Annotated in this window: 10 protein-coding genes; 5 read left to right on the top strand and 5 right to left on the bottom strand. The window is 49.2% G+C overall.

The window, feature by feature from the left end:
* The first annotated feature begins 120 nt into the window (after positions 1-120).
* Positions 121-894, top strand: coding sequence for a prohibitin family protein (locus ACK4EX_RS05500; RefSeq protein ID WP_409770563.1), 774 nt, complete (start codon positions 121-123; stop codon positions 892-894).
* A 58-nt stretch (positions 895-952) separates the two neighbouring features.
* On the opposite strand, the gene ACK4EX_RS05505 is transcribed toward ACK4EX_RS05500, so the two are convergent.
* The 3 genes from ACK4EX_RS05505 to ACK4EX_RS05515 are packed head-to-tail and all read right to left on the bottom strand — an operon-like array spanning position 953 to position 4636.
* Entirely contained in the window at positions 953-1900 is a 948-nt protein-coding gene (locus ACK4EX_RS05505) for an NAD(P)-dependent oxidoreductase (protein ID WP_409770564.1), read from the bottom strand.
* On the bottom strand, positions 1897-2205 hold the full coding sequence (locus ACK4EX_RS05510) for a TIGR03643 family protein (RefSeq protein ID WP_409770566.1): 309 nt from the start codon (positions 2203-2205) through the stop codon (positions 1897-1899). The genes ACK4EX_RS05505 and ACK4EX_RS05510 overlap by 4 nt, the downstream gene beginning before the upstream one ends.
* Positions 2183-4636, bottom strand: a complete 2454-nt coding sequence (locus ACK4EX_RS05515) for a hypothetical protein (RefSeq protein ID WP_409770569.1) — start codon at positions 4634-4636, stop codon at positions 2183-2185. Before ACK4EX_RS05515 ends, ACK4EX_RS05510 begins: the two co-directional genes overlap by 23 nt.
* Before the next feature lie 350 nt (positions 4637-4986).
* Here ACK4EX_RS05515 and ACK4EX_RS05520 point away from each other — a divergent pair, with 350 nt between their 5' ends.
* The 3 genes from ACK4EX_RS05520 to ACK4EX_RS05530 all read left to right on the top strand — a co-directional run bounded on the left by ACK4EX_RS05520 (position 4987) and on the right by ACK4EX_RS05530 (position 8727).
* Positions 4987-7326 (top strand): hypothetical protein, encoded by a 2340-nt coding sequence (locus tag ACK4EX_RS05520; protein WP_409770572.1) that lies wholly within the window; start codon positions 4987-4989, stop codon positions 7324-7326.
* A gap of 76 nt (positions 7327-7402) precedes the next feature.
* Positions 7403-7726 (top strand): hypothetical protein, encoded by a 324-nt coding sequence (locus tag ACK4EX_RS05525; RefSeq protein WP_409770573.1) that lies wholly within the window; start codon positions 7403-7405, stop codon positions 7724-7726.
* An 8-nt stretch (positions 7727-7734) separates the two neighbouring features.
* Positions 7735-8727, top strand: a complete 993-nt coding sequence (locus ACK4EX_RS05530; protein WP_409770575.1) for a DUF6745 domain-containing protein — start codon at positions 7735-7737, stop codon at positions 8725-8727.
* A 22-nt stretch (positions 8728-8749) separates the two neighbouring features.
* Here ACK4EX_RS05530 and ACK4EX_RS05535 read toward each other — a convergent pair whose 3' ends face one another.
* Entirely contained in the window at positions 8750-10000 is a 1251-nt protein-coding gene (locus ACK4EX_RS05535; RefSeq protein ID WP_409770578.1) for an ABC transporter permease, read from the bottom strand.
* A 12-nt stretch (positions 10001-10012) separates the two neighbouring features.
* On the bottom strand, positions 10013-11878 hold the full coding sequence (locus tag ACK4EX_RS05540) for an alpha-amylase family protein (protein WP_409770580.1): 1866 nt from the start codon (positions 11876-11878) through the stop codon (positions 10013-10015).
* A gap of 199 nt (positions 11879-12077) precedes the next feature.
* Between ACK4EX_RS05540 and purL the strand changes: the two genes are divergently transcribed.
* Positions 12078-14315 carry a phosphoribosylformylglycinamidine synthase subunit PurL gene (gene purL, locus ACK4EX_RS05545; RefSeq protein ID WP_409770583.1) on the top strand — a complete coding sequence of 746 codons (2238 nt, stop codon included), beginning with the start codon at positions 12078-12080 and terminating at the stop codon, positions 14313-14315.
* Positions 14316-14317: the final 2 nt, after the last annotated feature.

Here is a 14317-nt window from a genome sequence, read left to right on the forward strand (position 1 = left end):
TGAATTTACTTACATTTTAAGAAAAGGAATAACAAAAGTGTTAAAAAATTTTAAATAAAGCGCTATGCTCGGCGACATGGCGTAATTTTTTCATTCACTATTTTCTATAAAATCATGAATATGAGAAAGATAAGGTTACTTGTTTTATTTTCTATCGCCGTTTCTCTCACCGGCTGTGCAGTCATCAGACAGGGTGACGTAGGTGTTAAAAGAACTCTTGGCAAAATTTATAAACGGGAGCTGCAACCTGGTCTGGTGCTTTACAATCCCTTTATAAGTACAATAATGCGCGTACCTACCCGTACTACCAATATTGAGATAAGGCTCGACCTGCCCAGTAAAGAGGGGCTTAATGTGAAAGCCGATATTTCAATTCTTTATCACGTAAATGAACGAAAGGCTACAGATGTGATTGGTACCATAGGCAAGGACTATGAGACCAGTATGATACTGCCAGTATTCAGAGCTGCTGCTGCAGATGTCACCGCAAAGTTTATGGCAAAAGACATGCATACCGGTAACAGATTAGGCATTGAAAACGAAATCCGTAACAAAATGGCTGAGATTCTCGAGCCTCGCGGATTTGTGATCGAAGCTGTACTGCTTAAAACCATCATGCTGCCGCCCGGACTCTACCGCGCCATCGAAGAAAAACTCGAAGCCGAGCAAGAAGCTCAGCGAATGGAATTTGTGCTGCAGCGAGAAAAGCTCGAAGCTGAGCGGAAGCTGGTAGAGGCTAAAGGTATAAGAGATGCAAACAGAGTAATTTCTGAAGGATTGACTCCCATCATCATTCAATACAAGACGATCGAAGCCTATCGCGAACTCTCAAAATCGCCCAATACAAAGATTATCATCGGCAGCGGAAGCCAGCCGATTCTCCTTCAGCCATAGTGTTGGTGATGGATTTTGGTTAGCAGGAAGGCCGGCATTCTATAAAAGCCGGCTTTTTTTATTTTAAGGCTTCTACAATACGCTGAGCCAGTATTTCAGCCAACTTCACATGACTCTGAAAGCTCCAACCGGCAATATGAGGGGTAATCATTACTTTGGGATGCTGAACTAAGTATTGAAAATCAGCCGGTAGCTGTTCCTGTTCCAGACCCTCGAAAGAAGTTTTTTCGTATTCGAGCACATCGAGACAAGCTCCGAGCACTTTACCGCTCTTCAAACCCTCTACCAAACTGTGGGTATCAACGCATTGGCCACGTGATGTGTTGATCAGATAAAACGGCTTGTGCATGCGGTAAATCCAACGGCTGTTGATCAGATGGGTAGTTTCGGCAGTTAGAGGTATGTGTAATGATACAATATCTGCTTCCTCTTGAATTCGATATTCGTTTGTTTCTATGATATTGCCATTTGAAAAGCCGGTTTTGTATTTGTCGTAGACCAGCACTTTTACCTCAGGAAAAGTACTCACCAACCGGGCAAAGGCTGAACCTGTGTTCCCGTATCCGATTATGCCGACCGTCTTGCCCGACAACTCCTCTCCCCTGTTCTCTTCGCGCTTCCATTGATTAGACTTGACCTCGGCCGATGCTTTGCATAGGTTGTTGAATACCGAAAGCAACATGCCTAGAGCGTGCTCAGCCACAGCTTGTCGATTGCCTTCGGGTGCGTGTACACATCGGATGCCCTTTTCAGTGGCATAAGCCACGTCGATGTTTTCCATGCCACTGCCGTAACGTCCAATTACCTGTAGTGTAGAAGGCATTCGATCGATAAAATCCTTATCTATCTGAAATCTGCTGCGTATTGTCAAGGCATGGATTCCGTCCAATCTGCTTAAAATTTCCTCCTTGTCAAATGAGGTGAGATCCACTATATGAAATCCGCGCTTAGTGATAAGTTCCGTAAAGCGCGGGTGAACGGTATCTAAGAGCGCTATAGTTTTCACTTTTTGTACTTATTGCCTGAGATGTGTTTTTGTCTATCGCACTTGTGAGTACTCACGGAAAAGCCCCTTAAGCTTCGGTGCTTGGTGGCGCGCCCGGATACGCGCTCTCGCCACATCCTGAAAGACGATGGCTTCATATTACGACGCATGATGTCGATAACGTCCTTCTCAGCCAGGCCAAACTGTGCCTCTATCGCTTCGAAAGGCGTTCGGTCTTCCCAGGCCATTTCGATTACGCGATCCAAAATTCTGGGATTGGCCTCCACCCATTTGATACGATCGCTACTGTTCGTCTTTTGAGCCAATTTCACCGTTTTTGTACGATAAAAACAAACCGGCGCCAAAAAGGATTAGAAAACCAATCGAAGCAAAGCGCGCGTACTGCTCGCCTTTCAGGTAGCTCTCCGGCTCAAAGCGAAACTCTACTTCGTATTGACCTGCAGGCAGCTCCATGCCACGCAAGGCATAGTTTACGCGTATGTGCCGAGCCTCTTTGCCATCGATGTAGGCCTTCCAATCGCTGCCAGAGCCCTCGTAATAAATTTCTGAAAAAACGGCAAACTGGCTGCCTGAAGGATTACTTACCGAATACCTGAGCACATTCGGGGTGTAAGAGGTGAGCTTGATTTCTGCTCCATCAGGACTGTAATCATTTTTTGTTACTCGGCCTTTGTAGCGTTCGTCGATCACAACAGTTGTTTTTGGATCAAAGGGTGCATTGAGCGCTCCAATTTCTTCGTCGGCGTTCTTTGCCCAGCGTATTTCTCTTACAAACCACGCATTGCCACAGGCATTCGGATTAAATTGGGGCTGGTCGTTTGAAATGATGTACTTCGTATTTAGCATGTTAAAGACAGCCTCATTGCCCTTGCTCAGGTGGGCATCGATCAAGTCCTGATATCTGCCCAGCTTGGCACCGTGATAACCGGCAATCGAATGGTGGTGATAGCTCGTAAATGCATCGCTGGTAAGGCCTCGCTGCGCATTGAAGACCCTAAAATGCGGATCGGGATCCTGGCTTATCTGAATATTGGCTTGGGTAGGTCTCAAAGGTTTTTCAAATTCTTGCTGAGACACGAAGTCCTTCCAACTCAAGTGCTGAAGAGTAAACGACCACTGATCAAACAACACGAGTGCACCAAGAATCAAGGGTAAAACCTGAGCCTTTACAAATCCTTTTAAATGCGCCCAAAGTGCACCAGCTGCAAGCAGTACAAAGAGCAGCGTTTTGCCGGCACTGCTCCTCAGCAGTCCGATGCGGTCTTCTACCAGCTGGTCCAGATTGAGCCCATTTTGGCGAAGCATCTCATCGTTATTGCCTGTAAAGTCAAATAAAGCCCCTCCCAACACGATAAAAAACAAACAAAAACCGCCTGCTATGTAAACGGCTTTCAGCAGCTTTTTCTCAGCTTCTTTTTTGTTTTGTAAGTTTAAAAAGCGCTGCAAAGCCATAAAACCAAGCATTGGTACAGCCACAAACAAGATGGTGAATGCCATCGAAGGCACCCGAAACTTCTTAAACAAAGGAAGGTAGTCAAACAGCATTCGGTTGAAGCCCTCTAAATGCTTGCCCCATGCCATTGCGATCGACAACACAATCAAAACACCCAATGTAATAAGCCAATGCCGCTCAACCACAAAAAAGGCCAACACAAACAGGAAGAAAACCACTGCACCGATGTAATAGCCGCCATTTACCAGGCTCTGCTCGCCCCAGTAGAAGAAGGAAGCAATCGTGCGATTGGCCTGCTCCTCGGCCATTTTCTTGTTCATCCCTTGGTCCATATACATCTGCCTGAAGCGCAAGAAATACGCATCGTGCGTGCGTGTGCCCTCATAATTCTGCGCTATACCGCCACCTGTGGCGTTCGGAATTACCAGATTAAATGTCTCTACCGGGCTGTAGCTCCACATCATGGCGTAGTCAAAGTCAAGCCCGCCTTTAAACTCTTGATTTTTTGAAAGTTCTGATATACCCCCGCGCATTGTCTCTTTTTGATATACGTAGTTGGTCCACAAATGGCTCACGTTGGGCAGTATGCCGATTACAGCCGCCAGGAGCAGGCCTGCCGAAGCGATAAACCACTCTTTTAGCTTTCCAGCTCTTACCATCAGCACGGCGTATAACACTACCACTACCAGAATCATAAACGACTGATAATAAGTAATTTGTATATGATTTGAGTTGATTGCCATACCTATAAAAAAAGCTGTCAGGGCCCAGCCCAACCACTTCCGGCCCTGATAGGCAAGCAAGATCGACGCCAGTGTAGGAGCGATCAATGCAGCTGTGCGCACCTTAGCTACGTGACCGGCTCCAAACGATATGATGAAAAATGCCGAAAACCCAAAAGCCAGTCCGCCCACGGCAGCCAGCCGGTACTCTACTCCCAGCACTACCAGCAGAAAGTACATGCCCACCATCAGCCAGGCAATCGTGTATATCTCCGCATTGATCACAAAGATCCTCGCCAGCAGTTGCTGTAAGTAGTGGTACACATTGTTCCAGTAAATCACTCCGCACTGAAAACCCGGCATTCCTGAAAATAGCGCATTCGTCCACAGAGCCTCTTCTCCCGTCTTCTCGCGCCAATCGCGAATCTCCTTGCTGATGCCAAGCCCGTGCAGAATATCATCTTGCGGAATAAGTTTCCCGCCAATGGCTGGAGCAAAATAGAGAACATTAAGCACCACTAGTACCAGGGCCGGAAGTAATACAGTTTTTAAAGATTTCATTATCTCAATCTGAATTTGGACAAACGTACAATCGAAATCCAAAAATCAGCATTCTTTCGCCATTGTTCAGTATTTGGTAGAGGGTTAAGGGTTAAAAATTAAAGATTGTGATTGACTCAATAAAGTGGACTTGAGCTTTAATTATAACTGGAACATAGATTAATGCGGATTTTTATACGGATTTTTCGCGGATTTTTTTCAGCAGATTAATACGAGAGCCGCGAAAAGGCGTCAGTTAATAGCATCGCCTTTACTATCGAATAATCAGCTTCACAGGAGCTACACTAAAGAAGCTCTCTTTACTCACCATCCTATGCGAATCCACATCACCTTTGCGTTACTTTTGAGGCATGAGAATACTTAATTCATTCCACATAACCTTTTTCGCACTGTTTCTCGCAGCTCATACTGCCTCTTTCAGTCAAAATCAATCTATTCCACTGGGAGGCTGGATCGAGCATGTATCTTTCCGCTCAACCTCGGCCGTGGTTGAAACCGGCGCTGACGTGGTAGCCGCCTCAGAAAAAGGCCTCATCATCGTAAACAAAGCAGACCGCTCCGAAATCCAAACCCTCACCAAGAGTCGCGGACTCAGCGACATCGACATTCAACACTTGGCCTGGTACGCTCCCGAAGACCTGCTCATCGTGGGCTATCGCAATGGCAACATCGACCTGGTCAGTTCGACCTACACGGTGCGAAACATCAGCGACATAGCCCGCTCAAACATCTTCCTCGGCCGCCGTCGGCTCAACAAAATCCGCATATATCGCGATCGTGCCTACATCTGTATGGGATTCGGCATCGTCGTTTTCGACCTTCGCCAGCGCCTCTTCCCCGAAACGCTCATTATAGGCCCCAATGGCTCACAAATCGAGGTCTTCGACCTAGCCTTCGACGAAGCCGGCGGCCGTGTGTACGCGGCTACAGAGCTCGGTGTGTTTTCAGCCTCGCTAAGCAGTTCGCTCAGCTTCTTTCTCAACTGGACCCCAGAGCCCGGCATGGTCAATAGACCATTCAATCACATCGTCAACTGGCAAGGAAAAATCGTAGCTAACCGCCTGACCGGTACCAATGACGACAGCCTCTTCATCCGCGAAAGTGGCACCTGGGTATGGATGAGCGATGTGTTTATCTCCAAGAATTTCGACGTAGAGGTATGTGGCGAAGAACTCGTCATTACCAACGACTTTTCGGTCGTAAGCTATCGGCCCAATCGCTCTAAGCGCCTAAACATCGAGCCAGGCAATGTCTTCAATCCGCGCTTTAAACCCAAAGCAGCAGTGCTGGCCAGAGACGGCAACTGGTACTGGATCGCCTCCGAATTCGAGGGTATGTACGGCTACTTTTACCCCGAAGGCTGGCTCTTTACCTTCCTGCCCGACGGACCGTTTGACGAAGACGTCTTCCGGATGCGTTACTACAACGGCAGACTCTGGGTAGCGCCGGGAGCTCTCAACAGCGTGTGGGGTCCGACCTTCAACAATAAAGGCATCTATTACTACGAAAACTTTGACTGGCAGCACCTCACCGCCTCACAGCTCAACAACCACACAGACATACTCTCCATCACCCCATCGCCCAGAGAGCCGGGCACTGTGTATGCCACCGCCTGGGGACAAGGCATCGTTCAAATCACCAACGGCCAATATGTCACCACCTTCAATGCCTCTAATACTGGTGGCGCCCTTTCGCCAGTGGCTGGTGCACCCGATCAGGTGCGCGCCTACGACGTGGTATTCGATTCTAAAGGCAACCTCTGGACGGCTACCTCGCTCAGCGAAAGGCCATTGACTCGGCGAACATCCACAGGACAGTGGATGAATTACGCCATGGGTACCGTGGCCGGCACCTCTACCAACATAGGCCGAATGCTGGTGACCCGCGAAGACCAAATCTGGATGATCGTGCAAAACCGAGGCATTGCCGTTGCCCGTCTCGACCAGAACGGCACCTTGCAGTTGCGCCAGCTCACCCAGCTCGAGGGCAGCGGCAACCTACCCTCGCCCGATGTGCGCGCCTTTGCCGAAGACCTCGACGGGGCTGTCTGGATCGGTACCTCTGCCGGTGTGGCCGTGCTCTACACCCCGCGCTTCATCTTCGAACCCAACCGCAACTACGACGTGCGTCGCATCACCTTCGAAGAAAACGGCATTGTACAAGCCCTATTGGCTCAGGAAGTGGTAACAGCCGTTGCCGTGGACGGTGCCAACAAAAAGTGGTTTGGCACCCAAAATTCAGGCGTGTTTTACACCTCAGCCGACGGACGCGAACAAATCTTTAACTTCAACCGCAATAACTCACCCTTGCCCTCAAACAACATTCTCGACATAGAAATCGACCGCCGTACCGGCCTTGTATATATCGCCACTGATCGCGGCATTGTGGCCTACCAGGGAGCTGCCACCGAAGGCAATGAAACCTTCACCGAAGTATTCGCCTACCCTAACCCCGTAAGGCCTGACTACGAAGGGCCCATCTTTATCCGCGGACTGGTTACAGGAGCCTATGTAAAAATAACCGATGTGGCCGGAAACCTTGTCTTCGAAACCCGAGCCGAAGGCGGTCAAGCCATCTGGGACGGCAAAAACTTCAAAGGCCTCAAAGTACAGTCGGGCGTGTACCTCGCTTACATGAGCGACGAGCTGGGCTTTAACACCCATGTGACCAAAATTCTCATCGTCCGATAGCTCCATCGGTTTTTTTATCAACGGCTGAGAGAACAATTTTTCGGTATTTTTGATATCAGTTTAAAAAAGGATTAAAATGCAGTGGAGACAAGGAGATGTGCTCATAGAGCGCATCGACGACAACGCAGTGTTGTCACAAAAAACAGAAGAAACGCTGCTGGTGCGCGGTGAGGGCCGTTACCACGGGCACTTTGCCACCGGCGACGTAACGGTGTACACCGACAATGGCAACTTGTACCTCGAAGTACACTCTCAAGCTCAGGTAGAACACCTCCATACCGAAACGCGCTCTTTCACCGGCGAACACCACCCCATCAGCCTGCCGCGCGGCAAGTACCGCATCATTCGCCAGCGCGAGTACAATCCCTATGAAAAGACCATCGCTTTTATTCAGGATTAAACAGACGCTTGGAGGGCTATACAATCGACATCATCGGCTACTACTACGACCTCGGCGGCTTTCAGCCGCCTTGTGAAATTGTTTTTTCACAGACTCCTGCTGAATTCTCCAGACAACTGGCTGCACTTGCTGCCAAAGATGACGCTAATTCGCTGCATTCTAAGGTTCTCGATGGCTTTCGGCAAAAAATTCTGGCCCCGCTCAGCAGCTGGCTACAGCGGCATAAACTCGCGTCAGCGTACCATTCTACGTTCAATGCGCATTACCGCACGCGCTTTTTAAACCTTAAACACCAACGCGATTCGCTTGTCACTGCCCTTTTGCCTTCGGCCAAAGCAGCCGAAAAAATCCGCAAAATCCCTCATCACGACTTCCTGGCCGCTACCTTCATTGAGGCTCTCTTTATCGATTTTCTCAAAAATTTTTCAAATGAGCGACCCTTCGAAGGTCAGGCCGGACTTTTTTTAGAGCTCTATCGTCAGCCCATCGGTTTTTTAAGCTTCTTTACCCCTGAAACAGCCCTTGTATTGCGCTGGCCTGATGCCTTCGAAACAATGGCCGACGGGACACTACACTCGTCTGTTGGCCCGGCACTGCGCTGGGCTGCCGAGAGGCATTACTTCTACTCAGGCTGGAAGATTCAGCCTGAGTTTTACGAAAACCCAAAACTGGTGAAGCCGGGCACCGTTCTGGGTGAAAGTAATGTGGAGAAACGGCGTGCCTACATGGAACTGCTGGGCACCAGCCGCTATGCCGAACTACTCGACCTCGAAATCAAAGACCAATCCATCGACCGATATGGCAATCTGATAGAGCTGTACCGAACCCGAACCATCGACGAGCTGGCACGTGATCACTTGCAATTCGTAAAAGTGACCTGCCCCAGCACCGGTCGCAACTATATGCTCTGTGTGCCGCCCACCATAGCCACTGCCCGCGAAGCTGTAGCATGGACCTTCGGCAAACGCCCCGACGACTATAATCCCCTGGAGGAGACATAAGTTAAATTATTCAAGGATTTTCTTACTCATATCTCAGCGCTTCTACCGGGTCGAGGTTAGCGGCTTTGTTGGCCGGATAATAGCCGGCAGCTACCCCGGTAATAAAGCAGAGCACAAAGGCCAGCAGTATCCACTGCCAGGGTGCGATGAACTTGCCGCCGATGAAATAAGCCGTTAGGTTGCCTATGGCTAGGCCGAGTATTATTCCGGCTAGGCCGCCTAATTGCGTAAGCACCACAGCCTCCGTGAGAAATTGTTGCCGTATAGTGGCCCTGCGGGCACCGAGGGCTTTGAGAATGCCGATTTCGCGGGTGCGCTCTGTCACCGATACAAGCATGATGTTGAGCAAGGCGATGGCAGCACCCAGCAGGGTGATCAGTCCGATACCTGTCGCTGCCAAGGTGACGTAGCGCAGATTGCTGATCAGGATTTGGGCAAAAGAGTCACTTTTTACGATTTCAAAATTGTCAGGCTGGTCGGGTTTCAGCTTTTTGATGGCGCGCATGGCGGCCGTTACTTCGCCGATGAGAGCATCAAGCGCTTCAGCTGAAGGAGCCATTACATTTACTGAATAGGTTTCAGAGCGACGCTTGTAAATGGCGCGCGCATTGGTGAGAGGGATGATGACCGTGCGATCGCCTCCGAAGCCTGAAGCCGCTCCTTTAAAAGCCAGCACACCAACTACGCGATATCGATTCGGCCCGATGGTAAAAGTTTGATTCAGTGCACTTTCTAATCCGGGGAAGAGCAGTTCCTTTACATCGTGACCAATTACCGCCGAGTAGCTTCCACGACTTATTTCCTGGTCGGTAAAATAGCGTCCTTCTTCCAGGTCATACCCAGATGTGATTAAATAGTCGCCTTCAGCAGCCCAAATGCCTACATTTGGATTGGACTTAATGGAACCGCGTTTTACTTCAGCCACACCGGTTGCCAGATAGGAGATCGAATTAACAACGCCTTTCTCATTTAAAAAAGCTGCCAACTTGCGTGCCTGTGTCAATGTGATTGGCGGAAAGGTGCGAACAGGCTCGCGCCTGCGACCGATTTGAATAGTGAGTGCTCTGTTTTGTACAGTAAAGGTAGTGGCACCGAGTCGGCTGAACTGCCCGCTGATGGTCTGCTCAATAGCTGAAGTAGAGGTAAGAATGCCTACCAGTGCCGTGATGCCAAAAGCAATAATCAGCAAGGTAATGATGGTGCGAAGCCTTTGGTTAAAGATGTTGCGTATCGACTGCACCAGATTCTCCCGAAAGACGATCCAACGCTCCAAAGCTCGAAGAGATTAAAATTCGATGATTGCACTTTGATAGGGCTCCAGGTGCACTGATACCCGACCTGATTGTCCTTTCACTTCGATGACATAGCCATTGTTACGATTCAGTATATCCTTACCCGGAAACTTGCCCTGAGCCAGCTGAAGTCGCTTCACCGCCACAGGCGATAGCCTTAAAATCAAGTCCGAACTTTTATCTGAAAAGTTCACTACAACCAGCAGTCGGTTCAACCCCTTATGGCGAATATAGCTGAAGAGCATATTGTTGTACTCAGACGGGTTTTCTGCGCGGTTATAGAGGTGCAGGTCGATGTAGTCGCCACCCAATGCCGGATGGCTGCGGGCTATATTGAGCAAAGTTTTGTAGTAGTTGCGAAGGTCTTTTTCGCGCTCTGTAAGTCCTCCGCCGTCAAACTTGCCACCATTCATCCATCGCTGATGGGAAGGCACTCCCACATAGTCGAAGATGCTTGTGCGCGTTGGCTTGCCAAAGCCGGCATCTTCAGCCCCCGGTTCGCCCACCTCCTGGCCGAAGTAGATCATGGTAGCACCTTTATCAACCGTTGCAGAAACAACCATTGCCGGCAGGGCTTTGAAAGGATCGCCTGCAAAGGCCGGACTGGCAATTCGCTGCTCGTCGTGATTCTCCAGAAAGTGCAAGAGCTTGTGCTGAATATCGGCATTTCGCTCTATGATGGCAGGAAGTTGGTCAGTATTGCCACGTCCTTCTACAATGTGGCGAAGGGTATCGTACATTTCCACTTTGTCGTAGAGATAATCCATTTTGCCCAGATAGATATAATCGCGGTAAATAGACGGGTTGTAAATCTCAGCCAGTAAAAAGGCATCGGGCTTTTTCATCTTAATGGCCGAATTCATGTAGCTCCAAAATTCCACAGGCACCATCTCGGCCATGTCGTAGCGAAAGCCATCGACGCCAAAGTCGATCCAGTACTCAGCAATTTGCCGAAACTTCACCCACGTGTCGGGTACAGTCTTGCCTTTCCAAAAGTCAAAATGTGCTTTATAGTCCTTATTGCGATAATCAGCCGGAAGTTCGGGGAAGTGCTTCGTACCGTCAGGCGCTATGCCGTAGTTCACTTTTACAGTTTCATACCAGTCGTAAAAGTCAGGGCGAGGTGAACGGCTGCCGTTGCCTGTCCACTTGGCCGGAAATTCGTCAAATTTTCCATCTGCCAGCGGATGCGGTTCTCCGCCTAATGGGCGATAGCCATCGCGCCATTCAGGCACCTGAAAGGCCTTGCCCGGGATGTAGTAAAAGTTGTTGTTCACATGAAATTCGACCGAAGCGTCGTCGTCTTCACCTAAGTCTTTCACACCTGCAGGTCGGCTAATGCTGTTGTACCGACGAGCCACATGGTTGGGCACAAGGTCGATAATCACCTTGAGCCCAAGGCTGTGCGTACGGTCGATCAAGGCTTTGAATTCCTGAAGTCGCTGGGTCACGTCTACGGCCAGGTCTGGGTTTACGTTGTAATAATCCTTTACGGCATACGGACTGCCGGCGCGACCTTTTACGACGTCGGGATCGTCAAGGCTGATACCATACTGTGTGTAGTCGCCCACCAAAGCATGATGGGGCACCCCAGTGTACCAAATGTGTGTAGCCCCAAGATCTTTGAGCTCCATCAGCGCTTCAGTCGTAATGTCGTTAAACTTACCTACGCCATTTTCTTCCTTTGTTCCCCAGGGTTTGTTGGTGGTCACCTTATTGCCAAAAAGACGTGTCATCATTTGGTAAACCACCGGTTTTTGTTCAAAAGCTGATGATTCGCTCATCTCATTTGATTTTTCTGAAGTAGTACACCCATGCCAAAGTATTGCACCTGTCAGTAGGCTGAAAATTCTTTTCATGGCACCGCCTGATAATTTGCTACGAAGTAAGGATATTTTGCCCATCTGTTAAAAAAGATATTGGGATGATTTTTTTCAAAATCAGACGAGAAAAAAATATTAAAACTTCTTACAAAAACTGACGAACCGTAAAATAAGACAGAGGCCGGGCGATGGACGTGTATCTTTGTGCCTTGAACTGGAAAAATCCCATTCGTACATGAATACCGCACTGTATCCGCCGGTAAATCTAGCCACAGCCAGGGAGCTCGGCCTGCTGGAAGAGGAATTTGAACGAATTAAAGAACTTTTGGGTCGCGAGCCAAACTTCACTGAGCTGTGTGCTTACTCAGGCATGTGGTCAGAGCACTGCTCGTATAAAAATTCGATCATATGGCTCAAAACGCTGCCCAAAGACGGTCCTCATATGCTGGTGAAGGCCGGTGAAGAAAATGCCGGACTGGTGGATATAGGCGATGGTTATGGATGTGCCTTCAAAATTGAATCACACAACCACCCCTCAGCGCTGGAGCCCTATCAAGGGGCTGCCACCGGAGTTGGCGGAATTAACCGCGACATCTTTACTATGGGAGCACGCCCGATTGCACTGCTAAATAGTTTGCGCTTTGGCGACCCTGCTCTTGAACGCACCAAATGGCTGGTCAAGGGCGTAGTAAAAGGTATTGGAGATTACGGAAATGCTTTTGGGATACCCACTGTGGGAGGCGAAACGTATTTTGATAAGTGTTACAATCAAAATCCACTCGTGAATGCCTTTTCGGCCGGAATTGTTCGCACTGACCGCATCATTCGGGCCAAAGCCGAGGGAGTGGGTAACCCGGTCTTTATCGTAGGTTCAAGTACCGGCAAGGACGGAATCCACGGTGCTTCATTTGCTTCAAAAGACCTCACAGAAGATTCGGCTGACGATATACCTGCCGTACAGGTGGGCGACCCTTTCATGGAAAAACTGCTGCTCGAAGCCACAATGGAATTGGCCGAAACCGATTACGTAGTGGGCATGCAGGATATGGGTGCAGCAGGCATTATCTGTTCCACTTCAGAGATGAGTGCCGCTGGTAAACACGGCATGAAAATTCACCTGGACCGCGTGCCGCTGCGGCAGAAAAACATGGAGCCGTGGGAAATCCTGCTTTCAGAGAGCCAGGAACGCATGCTTGTAGTGGTAAAAAAGGGCTACGAAGAGCAAGTTAAAGCCATCTATGACAAATGGGACATACATTGTGAACAAATCGGCGAAGTGATTTCGGGTGACAGACTGTACTTCTACTGGCATGGGGAGCTGGTAGCCGACTTGCCGGCCAGTTCGCTGGTGCTCGGTGGCGGTGCGCCGGTGTACTATCGCGAGTTTCGCCAGGCTGCCTATTACAGCGAATTGCAAAATTTCGACATCCACCAAGTACCCGAACCTGCAGACCTAAAAGAAGTGGCCAAAAAGATACTCGCTCTGCCCAATGTGGCAAGCAAACGCTTTATCTACGAGCAATACGACTCAATGGTCGGCACGGTAAACATGAGCACTAATCGCCCCACCGATGCTGCTATAGTTAACTTGAAAGGCACGCCCAAGGCGCTAGCCATGACGGTTGACTGCAATCCGCGCTTTGTATGGGCCGATCCTTATGTAGGCACCATGATGGCCGTGAGCGAAGCCGCGCGCAATATCGTGGTATCTGGCGGGCAACCTTCAGCCGTAACCAACTGTTTGAACTTTGGCAATCCGTACAATCCGGAGGTCTATTGGCAGTTTGTAGAAGCAATCAAGGGTATGGGCAAGGCGTGCGAAGCGTTTAAAACACCTGTAACGGGAGGAAATGTGAGCTTTTATAACCAAACTGTAACCAAAGAAGGTGTAGAGCCAGTATTTCCTACCCCTACGATTGGTATGATCGGCATCGTAGAAAACAAAAATTATATCACTTCGATTCCTTTTAAGCAAAAAGGTGATTTGATCTACCTGATCGGTACGGTGCGCGAAGACATCAATCAGTCGCAGTATCTGGTGCACATACACGGCATCGAAAAATCTCCTGTGCCCCTGTTTAGCCTCGAAGAAGAATTTGCTCTACAAGAGCAACTAAAAATGACCATTCGCCAAGGGCTGATTCAGAGCGCACACGACATTTCAGAAGGTGGTCTTTGGGTGTGCTTAATGGAAAAGGCTTTGACCAGCGGATTAGGCTTTGACATCACTTTACCTGCTGAAATTCGGAAAGATGCTTACCTCTTTGGCGAAGGTCCCTCTCGCGTAGTAGTAACTGTAAAGCAACAAGACGAAACTGCCTTTATCGACTCCATGATGCTCAATGGCGTAGATTTTGATTTGCTCGGCCATGTGACCAAAGGCAGCATCCGCATCGACGACGAAGACTGGGGACATGTGGACGACTACCGCAAACTATATGAAGATTCCCTTACTGATACCATACTTTCGTAATG

Origin of the sequence: Thermaurantimonas sp. (assembly GCF_046299575.1) — a bacterium.
In the GTDB taxonomy this organism is placed as follows: Bacteria; Bacteroidota; Bacteroidia; order Flavobacteriales; family Schleiferiaceae; genus Thermaurantimonas.